The following is a 22,893-nucleotide window of genomic DNA, read 5'->3' as shown; positions in this document are numbered from 1 at the left end:
GTGGGTTCAAGCCTTGCGCTGGCGCACCGCCTCGAACAGCGTGACGCCAGCGGCCACCGACACGTTCAGACTCTCCACGCCGGGCGAAGTTTCCAGCCCCGGCATGGGAATCGATACCAGCCCGTCGCAGTGCTCGCGGGTCAGGCGGCGCAGGCCGTCCGCCTCGCCGCCCAGCACCAGCGCCACGCTGCCGGTCAGGTCGAGCGCGTACAGGGAGGTCTGCGCGTCCCCGACCAGCCCGTAGATCCACACGCCGAGCTTCTGCAGTTCGGCCAGCGTGCGCGACAGGTTGGTGACCCGCACCACCGGAATGCTGTCGGCCGCGCCCGCCGAGGTCTTGCGCACCGTGGCGTTGACCTGCACCGCCTTGTCCTTGGGGATGACCACCGCGGTCACCCCGGCGGCGGCCGCGCTGCGCAGGCAGGCGCCGAGGTTGTGCGGATCCTGCACGCCGTCGAGCACCAGCAGCAGCGCGCGGCCGGCGGCCTGCTCCACCAGCCCGGACAGGTCGTGCTCGTCCCAGGTCTTCGCGGCCGCATAGCGCGCGGCCACGCCCTGGTGGCGGACGCCGCCGGCGACGCCGTCCAGCGCCTGCTGGGCCACGCGGCGCACCTCGATGTCGCGGCGGCGCGCGCCCGATTCGATCTCGGCCAGGCGCGGATTCTTCGCGCCGGCCTCGATGAGCACCTCGCGCACGTGCTCGGCGTCGTGCTCGACCGCCGAAGCGACCGCATTGATGCCGACGATCCACTGGTTCTGTTTGGACATGCTGGGCTGGACTGGAATGGCCGGAAACCGGGACCGGGGGGCGGATTGTACGGATCCCGCGCCCGGATCCCGATGCCGTCGTCGCTCAGTACTTCTGCTTCCGGCGCCTGGCCGGCTGGCCGCGCGGCGGCGGCGGCTGCGCGCCGCGCTCCCCGGCCAGGCGGAAATCAATCTTGCGCTCCTCCAGGCTGGCCTTGAGCACGACGATGCGCACCCGGTCGCCGAGCCGGAATTCGCGGCCCGCACGCTCGCCGGTCAGGGTCTTGCGCACCGGGTCGAAATGGTAGAAGTCGTTGGGCAGCTGGGTCACGTGGACCAGGCCGTTGACCTTCGACTGGTCGAGTTCCACGAACAGCCCGAAGCTGGTCACCCCGCTGATGGTGCCGTCGAACTCGCCGCCCACGTGCTGTTCCATCCACGCGGCGCGGTAGCGTTCATCGACCTCGCGTTCGGCCTCGTCGGCGCGGCGCTCGCGCTCGGAACACTGCAGGGCCAGCGAGGCCATCTGGCTGGGGCTGTGGAAGGCTTCGCGGCGCCCGCGCTTGAGCACGTGCTTGATCGCGCGGTGCACCAGCAGGTCGGGATAGCGGCGGATCGGCGACGTGAAGTGCGCATACGCCTGCAGTGCCAGGCCGAAGTGGCCGATGTTGTCGGGAGAGTACACCGCCTGGCTCTGGCTGCGCAGGATCACCGACTCGAGCAGGGTCGCGTCCGGGCGGTCGCGCACCTTCTTGAGCAGGCTGGCGAAATCCTTCGGCTGCAGCCGGGCCCAGCCCGGCATCCGCAGCGCGAACTCCTTGAGGAACTCGAGCAGGTCGGCGTACTTGGATTCCGGCGGCTTGTCGTGGATGCGGTACGGCGCCGGCATCTCCGCCTGCAGCAGGAACTTGGCCGCCTCAACGTTGGCGGCGATCATGCACTCCTCGATCAGCTTGTGCGCGTCGTTGCGCTGGAGCATCCCGGCCTGGACGACCTCGCCGCGGTTGTCGAGCACGAAGCGCACTTCCGACGACTCGAACTCGATCGCGCCGCGCCTGGCGCGGGCCTTGGCCAGCACCTTGTACAGCTGGTGCAACCGCTCGACCTGGGGCATCAGCGAACCGACCTGCTCGCGCGCCTCCGGGTCGCCCTCGCCCACCGCCTGCCAGACCTGGGTATAGGTCAGGCGCGCGTGCGAGCGCATCACCGCCTCGTGGAACTCCGACTGCACCACCTCGCCCTCGCGGTCGACCTGCATGTCGCACACGAAGCACAGGCGATCGACGTCGGGGTTGAGCGAGCAGATCCCGTTGGACAGCGTCTCGGGCAGCATCGGCACCACGAAACCGGGGAAGTACACGCTGGTCGCGCGCAGCTGCGCCTCGTCGTCCAGCGGCTGGCCCGGACGCACGTAGCTCGACACGTCGGCGATCGCCACCACCAGGCGGAAGCCGCGGGCATTGGGTTCGCAGTACACCGCGTCGTCGAAGTCCTTGGCGTCCTCGCCGTCGATGGTCACCAGCGGCAGGCCACGCAGGTCCAGGCGTCCGGACGCGGCGTTGGCATCCACCTCCAGCGGCACCGCGGCGGCCTCGGCCAGTACCGCGGCGGGAAACTCATGCGGCAGCTCATGGCCGTGGATCGCCGCTTCCACCACCAGCGAAGGGGTGAGTGCATCGCCCAGCACCGCCAGCACCTTGCCGATGGGCGGGCGGCGCTCGTCGGCCGGCGTGGTGATCTCGCACACCACCAGCTGGCCGTGCTGCGCACCCAGGCGCGCATCGGACGGCACCTGCACGTTGCGCTGGATCCGGCGGTCGTCCGGCACCACGAAGCTGATGCCCGACTCCACCGTGAAGCGCCCGATCAGCCGGTTGAGGCGGCGCTCGAGCACCTCGACGATCACGCCCTCGCGACGGCCGCGGCGGTCCAGGCCGGTGACGCTGGCCATCGCGCGGTCGCCGTGCATGACCTTGCGCATTTCCGCGGGCGGCAGGAACAGGTCGTCGCCCACGCCCTTGTCCGGACGCAGGAAGCCGAAGCCGTCGGGATTGGCGATGATGGTGCCGGCGATCAGGTCCATCGCACTGGCCGGCACGAAGCCGCCGCGGCGGTTCTGCAGCAGCTGGCCGTCGCGGACCATCGCCCCCAGGCGCTTGCCCAGGGCGGCGGCACGGTCGGGCGCGGTCAGCTCGAGCCGCTGCGCCAGCACCTCCATGGTCAGCGGGCCTTCGGCCTCGCCCAGCAGGGCCAGGATCGCCTCGCGGCTGGCGATCGGCTCGGCATAGCGTTCGGCCTCGCGTCCGGCGTGCGGATCGACGAAGCGGCCACCCGCAGATCGCGCTTCTCCCCGGGGCGGCGGAGGGACCGTCGGGAGCCAGCCCGGCTGGGCGCTGCGGGCGCCACGCTTGCGTTGCGGGCCCTGGCCCGATGCGGAGCCGTCGCCCCGTCCTGTACCGCGGCCAGGGCCGCGCTTGCTTGGTGTTTTCGCCATCGGCGGCATGGTACACGGGCCGGCGTGTCGTTCCGGTGCAAAACACCGTTGACTTTGTCCGCGCCGCGCCGCAACATACGCGGCCACCTGCCCAGGTGGCGGAATTGGTAGACGCACTAGTTTCAGGTACTAGCGGGTAAAACCGTGGAGGTTCGAGTCCTCTCCTGGGCACCAGTTGGTCCGGCCGTCGCGCAACGCGACCGGCCGAATGAAGAACCCCGCCATGTGCGGGGTTTTTTGTTGGCGCTTCCCGTCGCCGGTCCCGCATCGCCTGGCATGCGCTTCGTTGGCGTGGTGCCAACAGCCACATCGGGGCGCTCGCCCCCACTCATCCGTCGCGACGATGCGCTGCCCGCCGGCACCAGCGGCCGCGCAATCCGGGTTCGCCCCTTGATCATGCGGTCACGGCGCGCCGCGCAACATCGTGGACGACCTTTCCGGGAGACCGCGCATGATGCTCAAGCCAGCCCTTTCCGCCCTCGCGCTCGGACTGCTCGTCGCATGCGGGCAGGACGTCACGCCCCCCGATGGAGGCGCCACCGGCGGCGAAGCCGCACGCGCCCCCGTCCCGACCCAGGACGAGGCGCAAGGCGTCGACCCGGCCCGGATCGACGCGCCGCCGGGCACGCCCGCCACCCTGGTGCGCGAAGGCGGCGAACAGGGCTACGTGGCCGACGCGAGCGGCGCAGCGCTGTATTACCTCGACGGCAATACCGACGGCAGCAAGTGCGATGCCGCGTGCCAGCAGGTGTGGCCACCGGTGATGTTGCGCAGCGGCGATGCGCCGGTCGCGGGGGCCGGCCTGCAGCAGCCCGCCGTCGGCACGCTGCAGACGCCGGCCGGAGACCATCACCTGACCTATCACGGGCATCCGCTGTACCGCTACGCGGGCGACCGCGGCGCGCGCACCACCACCGGCCATGACGTGCAGGACGACTGGGGCCATTGGCGGCTGGTGGGGGTGGACGGTCAACCGGCCGAGCCTTCGGCCTCTCCGTCGGAGTAGCTGCTTCTATCCACCAAAGCGGGAGTGCTTAAGCGAGCGCTAGCGAGCGCTCCTGTTCGCCTTTCCGGTCTTGCCGTCGGATGCCATCACGCAGCCAGGGCACGTTGGTGTGCATGTGCTCCCGGGTGCCAGGCGCGCACCTGTACGCCCCGACGGGCGAGACCAGGAACCGGACGGGACAACCCGCATTCTGCGTAGGCACCCCGTGCAGGTTCATGCCGCATTGGCGTCGACGCGGAAACTTCACTCCTCTGCGCCGCACGCGACGTCGCCAATCGAGGCACGCCAGGCGTCGCGATACCGTCGGTAGGATCGCGCGAGGGATTCGGGCAAGGCGTCGTCCACGCCCAGGCCCAGGGTCGGCCACGCATCCAGGACGTCCACCATCCCCTGCCAGAGCGGGCTCTGCGCAAGCGCTTCGGCCGACAACTCGAGCAGGTACTGCTCGGCCCATTCGAACAGGAGCGGCCGCTCCTGCAGCAGCCGCTCGCGCCACCAGTCCCCGGCGGGCTGGTGCACGACCAGCCCGCGCCCGCGATCGGCCTCGGCCTCCTCGCGCAACAGCGCGGCCGCGCCGCGATACCACTCGGTATGTCCACCGGCGCGCAGCGGCACGGTCAGAGGCCGCGCGGCATTCCACGGGCGCAGCTGGCGGTGCAGCGCCGTCTCCCGCCGCCGCGCCTCGGCCACGCTGTCGAAGCCGACCAGGCCGCTGCGCTCCAGGTCGAAACATTCGTAATAGCGCGTGGCGAACGCCCGAACGCGCGCCAGCGGATCGACCGAAATGCCGACCTTGGCGACGTCCTCGTTCAGCAGCGGGAGGATGTAGAGATAGCAGGCCGGCATGGCGGGCGGCGGCAGCGGTGCGGCGATGCCCGAGCATGCCCGCGCGCCGTCGCAGCGGGTGCGAAATCCGGCGCCTGGCCGTTCGCGGGACGAGGTGCGGTCGCCCCCCGGGCGCCCCACCCTTTCCGTTCCACCCCGGGCACCGGCGCGTGTCGAACCAGGCGGCCGGGACGGGTTCGGCCTTCGTGAACGGAATCGCCCCGATCTTTCACTCGCCCTTCGTTCGCGCGTCCGTAGAGTCGGCGCTCCCCCAACCCGCCGCGAGGGCAAGTACATGGCAGTCAAGACCATCGAGGAACTCTTCATCCACGAACTTTCCGACATCTACAGCGCGGAAAAGCAGCTGACCAAGGCGCTGCCGCGCCTGGCCAGGGCCGCCGACGCGGCCGAACTGCGCAGCGCGTTCGAATTGCACCTGGAGGAAACCCAGGGCCAGATCGAACGCATCGACCAGGTGGTCGAGGTGCTGGGCATCAAGCTCAAGCGCATCAAGTGCGCGGCGATGGAAGGCCTGGTCGAGGAAGGCAAGGAAGTCATCGACTCGATCGATGCCGGTCCCCTGCGCGACGCGGCCCTGATCGGCGGCGCACAGAAGGTCGAGCACTACGAGATTGCCGCCTACGGCACGCTGTGCGCGCTGGCCAAACAGCTCGGCTACAAGGAGGCGCTCACCCTGCTCAAGGAAACGCTTCAGGAAGAGAAGGCGACCGACGAGAAGCTCACCATGCTGGCCGAGGGCGGTGGCAACCAGCGGGCGGCCCGCGAAGCTGCCTGATCCCCGCATGACACCCCCCACGTCGCACGCGAACGCCCCGGCCCTGTGGAGCCGGGGCGTTTGCCGTTGTGGGATCCCGCAATCGCGGACGTCGCAGCGCAGCCTTCCGGCCAGACGCAACCGCCCTCAGTCCCAGCGCAGCGTGCACTGCATGGCCAGGGTTTCCCCCGGCTGCAGTGCGAGGTCGGGCATCAGGTTGAACGCATCCGGCGGTGCGGTCTGCGGCTCCACGCAGGTGGCGTGGCCGGTGCCGTCGTAGACGACCCAGTCGCGACATTCCGAAGAGACCACCAGCCGCTGCCCGGCACGGTGCAGGACCACGTCGTGGCGGTTCACGAAGCAGTCGTCCCAGGGACCCGGCCGCACCTCGCCTGCCGGCAGTGTCGCGATGCCGTCGGCGTCGCGGGGATACATTGCCTCGGCCCTGAACTCCAGGCGCTCGGGTTTGCGGAACCAGGGATGCCATCCCAGCGACGCCGGGAGGGCCTGCTCGACCGCGGTGACCGACAGCGACAGGGTCAGCTGCCGCCCCGCGATCTCGATGCGCTGCGCCGCCAGTCCACCGAACGGCCAGCGTCCGTCCGACGGCAGCGCCAGCTCCATCTCGACATGGCGCACGGACTGCACGACCACCTGCCAGGGCAGCAGGAATCCCAGGCCATGGATGGCGTGCCCGTCGAGGTTGCGCGGCAGCTGGTAGCGCCGGCCCTCGAACTCGAACCCACCGTCGCGCACGCGCCCGCACCACGGCACCATCGGGTAGCACCCCCAGGCGATGGCGGCTTCGCTGTCGTGCTCGCCGTGGCCGACCAGCTGTTCGACCCCGTCGCAGCGGATCTGCGCGATGCGCCCGCCGGCCCGCGGCGCGACGTCCACCGACAGCGCCCCGTCCGCAATCGTCAGCAGCGGCCCCGGCGACAGCGGAACCAGCGGGCCGGGCGGCATCGTCAATCCGTCATCGGCCATAGGGCTGCAGCGTGCGGATCCGGCCGTCGGCGTCGTGTTCGAGTTCGGTCACCTTGACCGAACGCAGGTGGGTCACGCCGCCCGAGAGCAGCGAGTCGTGGTAGTACAACCACCAGCGCCCGCCGACCTCGAGGATCGAATGGTGCGTGGTCCAGCCCACCACCGGCTCGAGGATGCGGCCGGCATAGGTGAACGGCCCATACGGGCTGTCGCCGATCGCGTAGCACAGGTAATGCGTGTTGCCGGTGGAATACGACAGGTAGTACCTGCCGCCGTGGCGATGCATCCACGGCCCTTCGAAATAGCGACGGTCGTGGTCGTCGGCACGCAGCGGCTGCCCGGTCTCGTCGAGGATCACGATCTCGCGCGCCGGTTCGGCGAGCTGCTTCATGTCCGCCGACAGGCGCGCGACGCGCGGCCCGAGCGCGGGGACGTCGCCGACCGGCTCCTCGTTGGCCGCGTCGTAGGCGTTGTCGCGGTACTTCTGCAGTTGGCCGCCCCAGATCCCGCCGAAGTAGAGGTAGTGCGCACCGTCGTCGTTCGCGTACACCGCAGGATCGATCGAATAGGTGCCGGCGATCGGCTCGGCTTCGGCGCGGAACGGGCCTTCCGGGCGATCGCCCACGGCCACGCCGATCTGGAAGATGCCGTCCGGGCGCTTGGCCGGGAAGTAGAGGTAGTACTTCCCGTCCTTCGTCGCCGCATCCGGCGCCCACATCTGGCGGTCCGCCCAGGGCACGTCCTTCACGTCCAGCGCCAGTCCGCAATCGGTGGCGGGACCGTCGGGCGCATCCTGGCGCAGCACGTGGTAGTCGCGCATCTGGAAGTGGCCGCCGTCGTCGTCGAACGCGGCGCCCACCTCGATATCGTGCGATGGATAGATGTAGATCCTGCCCTCGAACACATGCGCCGACGGGTCGGCGGTGTAGATATGGCTGACCAGCGGCTGCGAGAGCGCCCGGTCGGCCAGTGCCTTGAGTTCGGCGTCGGTGTATTCCTGGTCTGCCATGACGGCGTCTCCTTCAGTAATGCAGGCTCATGCCGGCTGTGCGGCGCGACGTTCTGCCAGTTCGCGTTCGATACGCGATTCGGCCGACTTGTCGATGCGATAGAAGAACAGCAGGGCCGCGGCCGCGAGGAACGGGATCGAGCAGTACAGGCTGACCGACAGGCGGATGCCGTCCACGGTCTGCGGTGCCTGCACGGCCAGGTCGGCGTTGTAGCCATAGCGCGCCAGCAGGCCCGCGACCAGCGCGCCGCCCACCGCCAGGCCAACCTTCAGCCCGCACAGGATCGCGGAGAAGATGATGGCCGTGGCGCGGCGGTTGTTCTTCCACTCCGAGTAGTCCGCCACGTCCGCCACCATCGCCCACAGCAGCGGGATGGTGATGCCGTAGAAGAAGCCATGCAGGATCTGCGCGGTGAACACCAGCGCGATGCGGTCCGGCGGGAACAGGTAGAAGGCCAGCATGAACAGCGTGGCGATGAACAGGAAGATGCCGTAGACGTCGCGCTTGCCGAAGCGGTCGGCCAGCTTCTTGGAAAAGCCGATGCCCACGACCATGAAGATGATGCCGCCGGCGTTGAACAGGCTGAAGGCCGAGGTCGAAGCATCCTCCGGCCACTGGAACCCGGCCAGGCCCATGCTGGTCAGGGTCGCATTGAGCCCGGCGATGAAGCCGTTGAAGCCGATTCCTTCGAGGAACGCCGCCATGGCGGCCTCGTCGAGGTAGTACTGGAAGTAGTAGACGTAGGTACCGCCCTTGAGCGCCAGCGTGGTGAACACCAGGATCGTCACCAGCAGCAGCACCAGCCAGGGCCGGTTGGTCGTCAGGTCGGCCACGTCCTGGCCGATGCTCGACTTCTGGCCCGCCGTCGGCAGCACGCGTTCGCGCGTGGTGAAGAAGGTGATCAGGAAGAACACCGTGCCCACCACCGCGAACAGCAGCATGGTGTTCTGGAAGCCCTGCACGCGGTCGCCGTCGCCCAGGATCAACACCAGCGGCAGCAGCAGCGACTGCACCACCAGCTGGGCGACCATCACCGCGACGAAGCGGTAGGCCGACAGGCTGTTGCGCTCCGCCATGCTCCCGGTCAGCACGCCGCTGAGCGCCGAGTACGGCAGGTTGTTGGCCGCGTACACCAGCACCAGCAGGGTGTAGGTCGCGGCGGCGTAGAAGATCTTGCCCTGCATGCCGAAATCGGGCGTGCTGAAGGCCAGCAGCGCAAGCACGCCGAACGGCACCGCCGTCCACAGGATCCACGGCCGGAACTTGCCCCAGCGCGAGTTGGTGCGGTCGGCCAGCACCGCCACCAGCGGGGTGAAAACGAAGGCGCCGAGCAGGCCGACCACGAAGATGATGGTGGCCGCCGTCCCTGCCGGGATGCGGTAGATGTCGGTGTAGAAGAAGGCCAGGAACGTCATCAACGTCTGGAAGATGAGGTTCGCCGCGAGGTCACCGAGGCTGTAGCCGACCTTCTCGGTGACCGAAAGCCGGTCAGTGCGTGTACTCAAGGAATTCCCCTGCTGCTCATGGGCGTGACGATCGCCGGTCGCGGCTATCGTACCCGCGACGACGACGCGTTGGCGGCCCGCGACTGCCGATTGTTCTCCATACCTATTCGAACTTTGGCATGGCGCGATCCGGAACCGGAATGACGGAAAAATGGTTGTAGCCGCAACCTCTCATCGAGATCGCAGGCACATGCGGCAAGACGGCGACGCGTGGCCGCGCGGTCAGGACCGGCACCCGGCCGGTCGTACCAGCAGACTCCCTGCTTGCCCTGCGCGACTTCGGCGCAGGAAAAAAATCACGACCCGCCCGGCACAGTCGCGCTGCCGGGAGGGTCGTGGGGAGTAAACGGACAAAAGGTCAGAACGTTCCGCGCAGGCCGATCAGGAAGGTCCGGCCAGGCTGGTAGATCTCGCCCGGCACGTTCGGATAGGTGATGTAGTTGCGCGTTTCTTCGTTGGTGATGTTCAGCACGTTGAAGGTGATCTGCGGCTTGGACGGCAGTGACGCCAGCGTGTAGCTCGCCGACAGGTCGAACTGCCCGCGGTCCTCACCGAAGTACTGGCCGTAGTTGAGGCCGCCCTCGTTGTTGCCGCGCGCCCGCTGGGCCGAGCCTTCGACCCAGTTGTAGGACAGGCGCACCGAGGCGACGTCGTTCTCCCAGTACGTCGTGGCGTTCCACATCACCGGCGAGATGCCGAACAGGTTGCCGGCCAGCTGGTCGGCTTCCTGCCCGGTCGGCTCCAGGTCGATGTCGGTGTAGTTGGCCATGAAGCCCAGCCCCTGGAACACGAAGTCCAGCGGCTGCACCCAGATCAGTTCCCAGCCCTGGATGTCGAGCGTGGCGTCGGCGTTGACCTGCTGGCGCACGTTGATCGGGGCATCGAGCCCGCCGTTGGCGTTCAGCGCCGCCAGCTGGTTCTCGGTCAGCGAATCGAGCGGGATGCCCAGCTCGCGGAACGGGCGCACGTTGATGCCCTGGTAGGTGTAGCCCGACACGCGCTTGTTGAACATGGTCAGCGCCACCATGCCTTCGTCGCCCGTGTACCACTCGAGGCCGAGATCGAAATTGGTCGACAGGTAGGGCGACAGGTTCGGGTTGCCCTGGTCGGCGATCTCGGCGGACGGGTCGGAGAATGTCGTCGCCGGCAGCATCGAGCGGGGGTTGGGACGGGTCATGGTGCGCGAGCTGGACATGCGCACCACCCAGCTGTCGGCCACGTCCCACGCGACGTTGAACGACGGCAGCCATTCGTCGTAGGTGCTGCTCAGCGTCTGCCAGACGCGGGTCGCACCCAGCACGACCGGGCCGGTGATGTCCTGGTCGGTGTCGATGTAGCGCACGCCGCCGTTGAAGCGCAGGTTGCGGTTCCATACCTCGGCCTCGCCGTTGAACTCGACGTAGGCCGCCATGCTCTTCTCGTCGAATCCGCCTGCCGCGGCGCCCACCGACTGCGAGGTACCGACTTCCGGGGCCTCGTCGAAGAAGCGCTGGTAATCGGTGGCGTCCATGAACGCGTCGAAGTCGACGGTGACGAAGCCATAGGGCCCGGGCCGCAGGAAGTTCGGCAGGTCTCCCGGCGCTACGGTGTTGAACACGTTGGCCTGCCAGGCGGCGCTGTTGTCGAACGCGACCATGGTCCGGCGCGACCGGTCATGCGAGACGCCGACCTTGATGTTGCGGTCGTCCTCGCCGAACTGCAGGTCGGCGCGCAGGCGTCCGGCCTCGGTCACGCGCTTTTCGTTGTTGAGGTTGACGCGCCCGCCCGTCCAGCCCCACCCGGCATTCGGGTCGTTGAGGTCGAGCCCGCCCGCGGTGAACGACGGCGTGCCGTTGTTGGTGTACTCGACCGTGGTGAACGGCGAGGTCGGCATGATCGTCGGCGACTCGCGGAAGAACCAGCTGCGGCTCCAGTTGGCCTGCACGTCCAGCTTGACGCTGTCGTCTTCGCCGAACCAGAAGGTCGCGCCCGGGTTGATGTTCCAGTACTGCACCTCGTCGCGGTAGGGACGCGCTTCGAGCAGGAACTGCGAGTTCACCAGGGTGGCGCTGGTCACCACGTTGTTGGCATCGAGCTGCATGTTGGTCGGCAGGAAGCCCGACGGGCCGAAGGTGCGGCCGACCAGGTTCACGTCGATGCGGTCGTTCTCGTAGTTGGCGCGCGAGTACAGCGCGTCGACGTAGAAGTGCATCCGGTCGCTGGGACGCCATTCCAGCGAAGCGACCACGGCGTCGCGCTCGCGGTCGCCGGACATGTCGACGGGACGCGCCAGGCGCGGGAACAGCGCCTCGGTGATCTGGTCGATGGTGAGGCCGGGATTCTGCGCAAGCAGCCACTCGGCATCCACGATGTCTCCCGGTGTCATCCCGGCCCCGCGGGTGGATGCATTGTCCGGCACCGTATTGGGCATCTGCAGGCTGCCGCCGCCGCCGGGATTGCATTCGGCCGGGCGGTTGGTGAGCGGGTCCACGCCCTCGGGCGGGGTCAGTCCGCACTGCTGGTAGTTCAGGCCCGGGTTCATCCAGCCCACCGACTCCCAGCCGCGCACCGAAATGCGGCTGCGCACGACCGACGCACCGACCAGGGCGCCGAACGTGCCCTCATCGTTGGTCCAGCTGTACATCGCCGAGCCGCGCGGATTGAACTTCTCGCCGATCGTGTTGTAGTCGAACTGGCCGGAGTAGTTGAAATGGCGGCCCGGGATGTCGAACGGACGCATGCTGCGCATGTCGACCACGCCGGAGATGCCGCCCTCGGGCAGGCTGGCCTGCGGCGACTTGTAGACCGTGAGCTTGTTGAAGAACTCGGTCGGGAACAGGTTGAGGTCGACCTCGCGGTTCTGGTTGCCGCGGTTGAGGCCGATCGAGGCGGTCGCCGCCTCGCCGCCATTGATGATGGTCTTGGTGAAGCTCTGCGGCAGGCCGCGGATGCCGACGTTCAGGCCTTCGCCGTTGACGTCGCGGTCAATCTGGATGCCGGGGATACGGGCCAGCGACTCGGCGATGTTGGTATCGGGGAACTTGCCGATGTCCTCGGAGAAGATCGAATCGGTGAAGCCGGTCGACTCGCGCTTGGCATCGGTCGAGTACTGCAGGCTCTGCCGGTAACCGGTTACCACCACGGAGTCGAGATCGGTGGCCGCGGGGCCGGCAGGCACCGGCGCGGGACTCTGCTGGGCAGGCGATGGATCCTGGGCCATGGCGGTTCCGGCGATGCCGGCCAACGCCAGCCCCAGGGCATGGCACAACGCTGTTCTTGCAATTCTGACTTGCACGAAACTCCCCTCCCGCTTGTTGGCGCCGACGCTCTTTGCGCCGTGACACCGGTGGACTGTTGTGCCTCGTGCCCCCGCAGGGACGTTTGCACGACACGCCCTGTGGGAGTGGCGGCCGGATGGTAGCGCTATCAAACTGACGCGCACACGCTGCGTCGCAGCATCGCGACGGGGCACGTTGCAGAGGGCCACGCCTGATGCATTGCGCCGTCTGCTGCGCGGTTGGCGTGCATGCACGGCGGTCGGACGATGCCAGTGGCCCGCCCTTTCGTGCTGTGGTACTGATAGCGCTATCAGCATCGCAACGGGGAAGGGACATGCAACCTGCAGACGTCTGCGCGATGGCGGCACGCACCGCAGCGAGGCCGGCATCCACATGAGTGCGATCCCCTCTTCCCCCGGCGCGCACGCGCCGGTTGCCAGCAGGTATCGCTGGATCATCTGCGCGCTGCTGTTCTTCGCCACCACGATCAACTACGTCGACCGCGCGGTGCTGGGCGTGCTCGCGCCGACGCTGTCGACGGAGTTCGGATGGAGCGAGCAGGACTACGGCGTCATCAGCGCATCGTTCACCCTGGCCTACGCGATCGGTTTCCTGGTCGCGGGCTGGTTCATCGACCGCGTGGGAACGCGCGTGGGCTACAGCGTGTACCTTGCCGTGTGGTCGGTCGCGGCAGCAGCGCACGCGTTGGCGAAGTCGGTAGTCGGCTTCAGCATCGCGCGCTTCGCGCTGGGACTCGGCGAGTCGGGCAACTTCCCCGCCGCGGTCAAGACGGTTGCCGAGTGGTTTCCCAAGCGTGAGCGGGCGCTTGCTACCGGTGTCTTCAACGCCGGGTCCAACATCGGCGCGATCGTCGCGCCGCTGCTGGTGCCGTGGCTGGCGTTGACCTGGGGCTGGCGCACCGCGTTCGTGGCCACCGGACTGGCCGGGCTGGTGTGGCTCGCGTTCTGGCTGCCCGTGTATCGCCGCCCCGCCGAGCATCCGAAGGTGTCGCCGGGCGAGCTCGCATTGATCCACAGCGATCCGCCCGACCCGCCGGTCAGGGCCTCGTGGCTGCAACTGCTGCGGTTCCGCCAGACCTGGGCGTTCACGGCAGGCAAGTTCCTCAGCGACTCGGTCTGGTGGTTCTATCTGTTCTGGTTCCCGATGTTCATGGCCGACCGCTTCGGCGTGGACCTGCGCACCATCGGACTGCCGATGGTCACCGTGTTCCTGCTGGCCGACGTGGGATCGGTCAGCGGCGGCTGGTTCAGCTCGTCGCTGATGAAGCGCGGCTGGAGCGCAAACCGCGCGCGCAAGACCGCAATGCTGATCTGCGCGCTGTGCATCCTGCCGGTGGTCTTCGCACCGCATGTCGAAGGACAGTGGGTCGCGGTGTGGCTGATCGGATTGGCCGCGGCCGCGCACCAGGGCTTCTCGGCCAACCTGTTCACCCTGACCTCGGACATGTTCCCGCGCGCGGCAGTCGCGTCGGTGGTCGGCATCGGCGGCTTCGCCGGCGCGATGGGCGGATTCTTCATGAACCTCGGCGCCGGCTGGTTGCGCGAGAGCACCGGCAGCTACGCGGCGATGTTCACCATGGCCGGTGGCGCCTACCTGGCGGCACTGCTGGCGATCCACCTGCTCGCGCCGCGACTGGAACCTGCGCGACTGGATCGGGCCGACGCACCGGCCTGAGTGTCGCGCCGCGCCCCCGGGCGTGGACAACGTGAACGCGGCGCCTCGCGCCGACATGAGGACCCTGCATGAGACGCTCCCTCCCCGCCCTGATCGCACCGCTGTTGTGCCTGTTCGCCCTGCTGCCGGACGCCGCCATTGCCGCACGCGACTGCCGCGCGCCTGCCGCGGTGTGCGAATCCCGGAGCCAGGGCACGCTGGCCTTGATCGAGCGCGGCACGCCGCTGCCGGTGCTGGTGGAGCAGGACGATTTCGCCGCGGTAGCGCTGGCCGCGAAGGCCCTGCGCGACGACCTGGCCGCGGTGGGCGGCGCCGAGGCACCTGCCGGCGCGCCACCGAAGCAGGCGATCATCGCGGGCACCCTGGGCCACAGCGCGCGCATCGATCGCATCGTGCGTGAGCAGGGCATTGACACCGGTGGCGTAGCGGGCGTCTGGGAAGCCTACCTGCTGCAGGTGGTCGAGCACCCGGAACCGGGCATCGACCGCGCCCTGCTCGTGGTCGGGGCCGATCGCCGCGGCACCGCCTTCGGCTTGTACGAACTCTCGCGCCGCATCGGCGTCTCGCCCTGGACGTGGTGGGCCGACGTCCCGCCACCGCGTCGCACCGAACTGCACGTCGCGCCCGGCCGCTTCGTGGACGCGCCGAAGGTGCGCTATCGCGGCATCTTCATCAACGACGAGGACCCGGCGCTCGGCAACTGGAGCAAGGCCACCTTCGGCGGGACCAACCACCGCTTCTACGAGCGCGTGTTCCAGCTGATCCTGCGCCACAAGGCCAACTACCTGTGGCCGGCGATGTGGCTTCCGCGCGCGTTCTACGACGACGATCCGCGCAATGCCGAACTGGCCGACGAGTATGGCGTGGTGATCGCCACCAGCCACCACGAACCGATGATGCGCGCGCACGACGAATGGTCGCGCCACGGCAGCGGACCGTGGGACTACGCGAAGAACGCCGACACGCTGCAGCGGTTCTGGCGCGGCGGCATCGAACGCCTGCAGGGTCGCGAGGCGGTGGTGACGCTCGGGATGCGCGGCGACGGCGACGAACCGATGAGCGAGGAGACCGCCACCGCCCTGCTCGAGCGCATCGTGGCCGACCAGCGCCGCATCATCGGCGAGGTCACCGGCCAGCCGGTGGAGCGGACGCCGCAGGTGTGGGCGCTGTACAAGGAAGTGCAGGACTACTACGACAAGGGCATGCGCGTCCCAGACGACGTGACCCTGCTGTTCGCCGACGACAACTGGGGCAACATCCGCCGCCTGCCCGATCCCTTGGCCCGGCGCGCTGGTGGCTACGGCGTGTACTACCACTTCGACTACGTCGGCGGTCCACGCAACTACAAATGGCTCAACACCACCCAGGTCGAGCGCGCATGGGAGCAGATGCGCCTGGCCTGGGCGCATGGCGTGGAGCGCGTGTGGGTGGTCAACGTCGGCGACATCAAGCCGATGGAACTGCCGATCAGCGCCTTCCTCGACCAGGCCTGGGACCCCGAGGCCGCCGACCTGGACTGGATCGCGCGCTACCCCGAGAGCTGGGCGCGCGAGCAGTTCGGCGCCGCCCATGCACGGGAGATCGGCGACATCCTCACCCGCTATACGCAGTACAACGCCCGGCGCAAGCCGGAACTGCTCGACGCCGCCACCTGGAGCCTGCTGCACGACGATGAAGCCGACCGGGTCATCGGCGAGTGGGACGCGCTGGAGCAGCGCGTCCTGGCGCTGGCGCCGCGCATCGCGGCCAGCCATCGCGATGCCTGGGTGCAGCTGGTCGAATATCCGGTGCTGGCCAGCGCCAACCTCAACCGGCTGTACGTGGCCGCGGCACGCAACCGCCTGTACGCGGCGCAGGGGCGCGCGTCGGCCAACCGCTGGGCGGACGAGGCCCGGCGCCTGTTTGCGCACGATGCCGGACTGCAGCGCCGCTACGAACACGAAGTGGCCGACGGCAAGTGGCGGCACATGATGTCGCAGGTGCGCATCGGCTACACCCACTGGCAGCAGCCCGAACGCAACGTGATGCCGGCGCTGTCGAGGGTCGACGTCCCCGGCCGGGGCGTGACCGGCGTGGCGGTCGAGGGCGACGCGCGCGGCTGGCCGCAACCTGCGGATTCGCCGCGCCTGCCGCCGCTCGATCCGGTCGGCGCACCGTCGCGCGCGGTCGTGGTGTACAACCGCGGCGCGCAGCCGGTCGGCTTCACCGCGAAGTCGTCGCAGCCCTGGCTGCGGGTGACACCGGCGCAGGCGGAGGTCGAGGATGCCCAGCCGCTGGAACTCGCCGTCGACTGGGACAGCCTGCCCGAAGGCGAGCACGAGGCGGTGATCGCCATCCGCGGCGCCGACCGCACCGAGGTATACGTGCAGGTGCCGGTGCGCAAGCCGCCGGCGCACCCCGGCGCGCGCGGCTTCGTCAAAGGCGACGGCGTGATCGCGATCGAGGCGGCGCACCATGCGCGCGCGGTGGCGCCGGCCGGTGGCCAGTGGCAGGTGATCCCGAACCTGGGACGCACGCGCTCCGGCGTGACCGCGTGGCCGGCGACCGGCGCATCGCTGACGCCTGGCGGGGACGGCGCACGGCTGGAGTATCCGCTGGTGGTGGATGCCGGGGGCGAGGTCGAAGTCCGGGTGGCGCTGGCGCCCACGCTCGACCTGCGCAATCGCGGCGGCCTGCGCTACGGCGTGTCGATCGGCGAAGAGTCGCCGCAGGTCGTGACCATGCGCCTGGACCCGACGCCGGGCGATCCGGACTTCCGCAGCTGGGAGCGCGCGGTGATCGACAACGTGCACGTGGCGACATCGCGCCACCGCGTGGCGGCCGGCGCCAATACGCTCAGGCTGTGGCTGGTCGATCCGGGCCTGGTATTCGAGCGCGTCGAGGTGGTGACCCGGCCGCGGCCGCGCGGCACGCTCGGGCCGGTCGAAAGCGGGCGGCGCTGAGACGTGAGGCCTGCCTGCCCCGGTCGCATGGACCGCATTGGCCCGCGGCCGAACGAAGGAACGGCGCGGCCCTGGATCCGGGCCGTCGCCTGCCCGCAAGCAACCGCCATGCGCATGACGATGCGCCGGCCCCACAGCACACCAATGGACACCGTCACCGACCCATGAACACCTCGAGCACCCCGCTGTCCCTGCACGAAGACCGTCTGTTTCCATCGGACGCGAGCCAGCGCGCGATCGCAAGGCGGCTGTATGCCGAGGTCGGCGGGCTGCCCATCATCTCGCCGCACGGGCACACCGATCCGTCCTGGTGGGCCGGCAACGCGCCCTTCGCCAATGCCACCGAGCTGCTGCTGGTGCCCGACCACTACGTGTTCCGCATGCTCTACAGCCAGGGCATCGGGCTCGATGCCCTCGGCATTCCGCGCGCGGACGGCAGCCGCGCACCGGTCGATCCGCGCGCCGCCTGGCGGGTGTTCGCCGAACACGCCCACCTGTTCCGCGGCACGCCCTCGTCGCTGTGGCTCAACCACGTCTTCCACGAGGTGTTCGGCCTGCGCGTGCGCCTGGGCGCGCAGACCGCGGACCTGTACTACGACACCATCACCGACGCGCTGCAGACGCCCGCGTTCCGCCCGCGCGCGCTGTTCGAGCGATTCAACATCGAACTGATCGCCACCACCGAAGGGCCGCTGGACCCGCTCGACCATCACCGGGCGATCCGCGACAGCGGCTGGTCCGGCCGCGTGGTCACGGCCTACCGCCCGGACGAAGTGGTCGACCCGGAGCACGAGGCGTTCGCCGGGGCGCTGCAGCGTTTCGGCGAGATCACCGGCGAGGATGTGCACAGCTGGGACGGCTACCTGCGCGCGCACCGCAACCGGCGCGCGTTCTTCGCGACGATGGGCGCCACCTCCACCGACCACGGCCACGAGACGGCGCAGACCGCGGACCTGTCGCGTGCCGAGGCCGAGCACCTGTTCGCGCGGATCCTCAAGGGCGGTGCCAGTGCGGCCGATGCGGCGCTGTTCCGCGGCCAGGTACTGACCGAGATGGCGGCGATGAGCCTGGACGACGGGCTGGTGATGCAGCTGCATCCGGGCTGCTGCCGGAACCACAACCCGCATCTGTTCGCACGCCATGGCCGCAACATCGGCGCCGACATGCCACTCGCCACCGAATACGTGCGCGCGCTCAAGCCGCTGCTCGACCGCTTCGGCAACGAGCCGCAGTTCCGCTTCATCCTGTTCACCCTCGACGAGAGCACCTACTCGCGCGAACTCGCGCCGATGGCGGGGCACTACCCCAGCCTGTTCCTCGGTCCGGCCTGGTGGTTCCACGATTCGCCGGAAGGCATGTGGCGCTTCCGCGAACAGACGCTGGGGACCGCGGGGTTCTACAACACCGTGGGCTTCAACGACGACACGCGCGCGTTCCTGTCGATCCCGGCGCGGCACGATGTCGCACGCCGCATCGACTGCGCGGTGCTGTCCAGGCTGGTCGCCGAACACCGCCTGGACGAGGACGAGGCGGCGGAAGTCGCCATCGACCTCGCCTACCGCCTCCCCAAGGCCGCCTACCGGCTGTAGCCGGCGTCCGCACGACCTGCGCATGGAGAAGTCCGTCCGATGAGCCTGCGATCCTTCGTCCGCCTGTCCGCCATCGCAGCCGCGCCGCTTCTGCTCGCAGCGGCCTGTGGACTGGCGCCCACCCACGCCTCGGCCACGACGAACGACAGCGCGCCGCGCGAGCGCATCCGGCTAGACGGCGGCTGGCGCTTCCACCGTGGCGACCCGCCCGGCATGGACGGACGGCTCGACTACGACGTGCGCCCGCAGGTCACGCAGAGCGCGGACGGCAAGGTCGCCGATGCGCGCCCGGACGAGGCGGTGCGCATCGCTGCCGGACGGCCGGTGCTCAAGCCGTGGATCCTGCCCACGGCCAACCGCTTCATCGCCGATCCGGCGCGCCGCCATGCGCGCCCCGCGGAGCCGCCGCGGATCGGCGACGTGCCCTACCTGCACGCCGATTTCAACGACAGCGCCTGGCAGCCGGTCACACTCCCGCACGACTGGGCCATCGCCGGCCCCTTCATCGCCGAAGGTCCCTACGGCGGCATGGGCCGGCTGCCGAGCTGGGGCATCGGCTGGTACCGGCGCGCGCTCGACATCCCGGCCTCGCAGCAGGGACGCCGCATCCATCTCGACCTGGACGGCGCCATGTCCCATGCCACCGTCTGGCTCAATGGCCAGCTGGTCGGCGGCTGGCCGTATGGCTACAACAGCTGGCGCGTGGACCTCACGCCGCATGTCGCCTTCGGTGGCCGCAACCAGCTCGCGATCCGGCTCGACAATCCGCCCGAATCCGCCCGCTGGTATCCCGGCGGCGGGCTCTACCGCGACGTCTGGCTGACCAGCACCGCGCCGGTGCATGTCGCGCAGTGGGGCACGACCGTGACCACGCCGGCGGTGTCGGAGACGGCCGCCGACGTGCACCTGCGCGTGGAGATCGACAACACGACCAACGCCCCGGTGCGGGTCCAGGTCGAGACCGCATTCTTCGAGGCGGACGCAGACGGCGCGCCCATCGGCGACGCGGTCGCGCGGATTCCCGCCATCGGCGTGGACGTGGTGGCCGGCGGCAGCACCCGGGTGAGATCGGGCACCCGCATCGACGCGCCGCGGCTGTGGGGTCCGCCGCCGACCCAGCATCCGCATCGCTATCTCGCCGTCACCACGCTGCGGCAGGACGGGCGCGTGGTGGACCGCTACGAGACGCGCTTCGGCATCCGCGACGTGCAGTGGGATCCGGATCGCGGCGTCTTCGTCAACGGCGAGCACATCGTGCTGCAGGGCGTGAACCAGCACCACGACGTCGGCGCGCTGGGCGCCGCCTTCAACCGCCGCGCCGCCGAGCGCCAGCTGGAGATCCTGCGCGAAATGGGCGCCAACGCCATCCGCATGGCGCACAACCCGCCCGATCCGCAGCTGCTCGAACTCACCGACCGCATGGGCTTCCTGGTAATCGACGAGGTCTTCGATTCCTGGGAAAAGAAGAAGACCCCGCTCGATTTCCACCTGCTGTTCCCGGAGTGGCACGAGGCCGACCTGCGCGCGATGCTGCGCCGCGACCGCAACCACCCCTCGATCATCCTGTGGAGCGTGGGCAACGAGGTCGGTGAGCAGTACGACGGCGAGGCCGGCGCGGCGATCGGCCGGCGCCTGGTGGAGATCGTGCGCGAGGAGGACCCGACCCGCCCGGCCACCGCGTCGATGAACTGGGCCAAGGCCGACATGCCCTTCCCCGCCGCGTTCGACGTGATCAACCTCAACTACCAGGGCGAAGGGATCCGCCAGGAGCCGGAGTTCGAGGGCACCGAGCGGATCCGCACGCCGCCCTCGTACCCCGCCTTCCGCCAGGCCTTCCCGAACAAGGTGATCTTCGGCAGCGAGACCGCGTCGGCCCTGAGCAGCCGCGGCGTCTACCTGTTCCCGGTGACGCCGCGGCAGAGCGCGCCGGTGCGCGACCACAACGGCGGCGGCGATTCGGGGCGCCAGCACGTCAGCGCCTACGAGCTGTACGCGGTGGACTTCGGCTCGAGCGCCGACCGGGTCTTCGCCACCCTGGACCGCCATCCCTACGTGGCCGGCGAGTTCGTCTGGAACGGCTTCGACTACCTCGGCGAACCGACGCCCTACTACAGCGCGCGCTCCTCCTACAGCGGCATGATCGACCTGGCCGGCTTCCCCAAGGACCGCTACTACCTCTACCAGGCGCGCTGGCGTCCGGACCTGCCGATGGCACACATCCTGCCGCACTGGAACTGGCCCGGCCGCGAAGGCGAAGTGACGCCGGTGCACGTGTTCACCAGCGGCGACGAAGGCGAACTGTTCCTCAATGGCGTGTCGCAGGGGCGCAGGAAGAAGGGCCCGCTCGAGTACCGCCTGCGCTGGGACGAGGTGCGCTACCAGCCCGGCGAGCTGCGGGTGCGCGTCTGGCGCAAGGGCGAACCGTGGGCCGAGGCCCGCGAACAGACCACCGGCGCGCCCGCACGGCTCTCGCTCGAAGCCGATCGCGCCCGCATCGGCAACGATGGACGCGACCTGTCCTTTCTCACCCTGCGCGTGCTCGACGCCAACGGCCGCGCGATCCGCGATGCGACCAGCCGCGTGCGGTTCCGGGTCGAAGGGCCGGCCGGACTGGTGGCCACTGACAACGGCGATCCGCGCGACCTCACCGCCTTCCCCTCGCCCGAACGCGACACCTTCAGCGGACTGGCGCTGGCGATCGTGCGCGGACTGCCGGGACAGACCGGCCGCGCGCGCGTGGTCGCCGAGTCGGACGGCCTCGAGGCTGCCGCCATCACCATCACGGTCACGGACGATGCGCCGTGACGCGCGGGCGCACCCGCGATCCTGCTCGACTGAAACCATTGCGGCCCGCCGGGCCCGCCCGCACCATCGCCTCCGGAGGCCCGACATGACCCGCCACCGCTTCGTCCCGCTCGCCGCCCTCGCGCTGGGCCTCGCCTGTTCGGCCGCGCTCGCGGCGCCGCCAGCGGCCACGCTCAAGGACGCCTACGCCGGCGCGTTCCTCGTCGGCACGGCGATGAACGAGGACATGGTGTCCGGCCGCGACGCGCGCGCGCAGGCGCTGGTATCGCTGCATTTCAACGCCATCACCGCCGAGAACGTGATGAAGGCCGAGGTGCTGCATCCCGAACCGGACCGCTGGGACTTCGACGCTGCCGATGCGTTCGTGGAATTCGGCGAACGCCACGACCTGTTCATGGTCGGCCACACCCTGGTCTGGCACAACCAGACGCCTGCCTGGTTCTTCCAGGACGGGAATGGCGCACAGGCCGACGTGGAGACCATGCGCGAGCGGATGCGCAACTACATCCACACCGTCGCCGGACGCTATGCCGGACGGCTCGACGCCTGGGACGTGGTCAACGAGGTGATCGGCGAGGACGGCCAGTACCGCGACACGCTGTGGACCCGCGCCTACGGCGGCGATGGCGATGCGCTGGTGCGCGACGCCTTCCGCTTCGCCAGCGAGGCCGCGCCCGACGCGGCGCTCTACTACAACGACTTCAACGCCTGGCGCCCCGAAAAGCGGGACGGCATCGTGCGCATGGTCCGGATGCTGCAGGCCGCCGGCATCCGCATCGACGGCGTCGGCATCCAGGGCCACTGGGGCCTCGACTACCCGTCCACCGCGCACATCGAGGCCGCCATCGATGCCTACGCCGCGCTCGGGGTGAAGGTGATGGTCACCGAACTGGACGTCGACGTGCTGCCGCTGACGAAGGAAGGCCAGATCATCGGCCAGGGCATGATGCATCCGCAGTTCCAGCTGCCCGAGTTCAAGGCCTTCCTCGACCCCTATCGCAACGGCCTGCCCGACGCCGTGCAGGCGCAGCTCGCCGATCGCTATGCCGAGCTGTTCCGCATCTTCCACGCGCGACGCGACAAGCTGCATCGCGTGGCGGTCTGGGGCGTGGAGGATGGCATGTCGTGGAAGAACGGCTACCCGATCCCGGACCGCACCAACTACACCCTGCTGTTCGATCGCCAGGGCCAGCCCAAGCAGGCGCTCGGCGCGGTGCTGGCGGTGCCGGGCGAGCGCTGACGGCAGGTCCCACTGT

Annotated in this window: 14 protein-coding genes and 1 tRNA gene; 8 read left to right on the top strand and 7 right to left on the bottom strand. The window is 69.4% G+C overall.

Going from position 1 to position 22,893, the window contains the following annotated elements:
- Positions 1-6 precede the first annotated feature (6 nt).
- Positions 7-768 carry a 23S rRNA (guanosine(2251)-2'-O)-methyltransferase RlmB gene (gene rlmB, locus Q0863_RS02905; RefSeq protein WP_298574852.1) on the bottom strand — a complete coding sequence of 254 codons (762 nt, stop codon included), beginning with the start codon at positions 766-768 and terminating at the stop codon, positions 7-9.
- Positions 769-853: 85 nt separating this feature from the next.
- Positions 854-3,250 carry a ribonuclease R gene (gene rnr / locus Q0863_RS02900; RefSeq protein ID WP_298574850.1) on the bottom strand — a complete coding sequence of 799 codons (2,397 nt, stop codon included), beginning with the start codon at positions 3,248-3,250 and terminating at the stop codon, positions 854-856.
- Between the two features lie 80 nt (positions 3,251-3,330).
- Here rnr and Q0863_RS02895 point away from each other — a divergent pair.
- Positions 3,331-3,415, top strand: a tRNA-Leu gene (locus Q0863_RS02895).
- 277 nt (positions 3,416-3,692) lie between these two features.
- Complete coding sequence (locus Q0863_RS02890; protein WP_298574848.1) at positions 3,693-4,247, top strand: hypothetical protein; 555 nt, start codon at positions 3,693-3,695, stop codon at positions 4,245-4,247.
- A gap of 243 nt (positions 4,248-4,490) precedes the next feature.
- Here the strand turns inward: Q0863_RS02890 and Q0863_RS02885 are convergent, their stop codons facing one another.
- Positions 4,491-5,093: a GIY-YIG nuclease family protein gene (locus tag Q0863_RS02885; protein WP_298574846.1), complete on the bottom strand. Its 603-nt coding sequence runs from the start codon at positions 5,091-5,093 to the stop codon at positions 4,491-4,493.
- A 274-nt stretch (positions 5,094-5,367) separates the two neighbouring features.
- Between Q0863_RS02885 and Q0863_RS02880 the strand changes: the two genes are divergently transcribed.
- Positions 5,368-5,868, top strand: a complete 501-nt coding sequence (locus Q0863_RS02880) for a ferritin-like domain-containing protein (RefSeq protein WP_298574844.1) — start codon at positions 5,368-5,370, stop codon at positions 5,866-5,868.
- Positions 5,869-5,994: 126 nt separating this feature from the next.
- Here Q0863_RS02880 and Q0863_RS02875 read toward each other — a convergent pair whose 3' ends face one another.
- From Q0863_RS02875 to Q0863_RS02860, 4 genes are all read right to left on the bottom strand, one after another.
- Entirely contained in the window at positions 5,995-6,813 is an 819-nt protein-coding gene (locus tag Q0863_RS02875) for an aldose epimerase (protein WP_298574843.1), read from the bottom strand.
- A 10-nt stretch (positions 6,814-6,823) separates the two neighbouring features.
- The gene (locus Q0863_RS02870) at positions 6,824-7,843 is read right to left on the bottom strand and encodes a glycoside hydrolase family 43 protein (RefSeq protein WP_298574841.1); all 1,020 of its coding nucleotides are present in this window, start codon (positions 7,841-7,843) and stop codon (positions 6,824-6,826) included.
- A gap of 27 nt (positions 7,844-7,870) precedes the next feature.
- On the bottom strand, positions 7,871-9,349 hold the full coding sequence (locus Q0863_RS02865; protein ID WP_298574840.1) for a glycoside-pentoside-hexuronide (GPH):cation symporter: 1,479 nt from the start codon (positions 9,347-9,349) through the stop codon (positions 7,871-7,873).
- A gap of 358 nt (positions 9,350-9,707) precedes the next feature.
- The gene (locus tag Q0863_RS02860) at positions 9,708-12,623 is read right to left on the bottom strand and encodes a TonB-dependent receptor (protein ID WP_298574838.1); all 2,916 of its coding nucleotides are present in this window, start codon (positions 12,621-12,623) and stop codon (positions 9,708-9,710) included.
- A gap of 376 nt (positions 12,624-12,999) precedes the next feature.
- Between Q0863_RS02860 and Q0863_RS02855 the strand changes: the two genes are divergently transcribed.
- From Q0863_RS02855 to Q0863_RS02835, 5 genes are all read left to right on the top strand, one after another.
- Positions 13,000-14,301, top strand: coding sequence for an MFS transporter (locus tag Q0863_RS02855; RefSeq protein ID WP_298574836.1), 1,302 nt, complete (start codon positions 13,000-13,002; stop codon positions 14,299-14,301).
- Positions 14,302-14,369: 68 nt separating this feature from the next.
- Complete coding sequence (locus Q0863_RS02850) at positions 14,370-17,243, top strand: glycosyl hydrolase 115 family protein (RefSeq protein WP_298574834.1); 2,874 nt, start codon at positions 14,370-14,372, stop codon at positions 17,241-17,243.
- A gap of 164 nt (positions 17,244-17,407) precedes the next feature.
- Positions 17,408-18,832: a glucuronate isomerase gene (uxaC, locus tag Q0863_RS02845; protein WP_298574832.1), complete on the top strand. Its 1,425-nt coding sequence runs from the start codon at positions 17,408-17,410 to the stop codon at positions 18,830-18,832.
- 39 nt (positions 18,833-18,871) lie between these two features.
- Positions 18,872-21,637 (top strand): beta-galactosidase GalB, encoded by a 2,766-nt coding sequence (galB, locus tag Q0863_RS02840; RefSeq protein ID WP_298574830.1) that lies wholly within the window; start codon positions 18,872-18,874, stop codon positions 21,635-21,637.
- Between the two features lie 85 nt (positions 21,638-21,722).
- Positions 21,723-22,877 (top strand): endo-1,4-beta-xylanase, encoded by a 1,155-nt coding sequence (locus tag Q0863_RS02835; protein WP_298574828.1) that lies wholly within the window; start codon positions 21,723-21,725, stop codon positions 22,875-22,877.
- Positions 22,878-22,893: the final 16 nt, after the last annotated feature.

The organism is uncultured Luteimonas sp. (assembly GCF_947492465.1).
Classification (GTDB): Bacteria; Pseudomonadota; Gammaproteobacteria; order Xanthomonadales; family Xanthomonadaceae; genus Luteimonas.
This window is presented reverse-complemented; position numbering and strand designations above follow the sequence as displayed.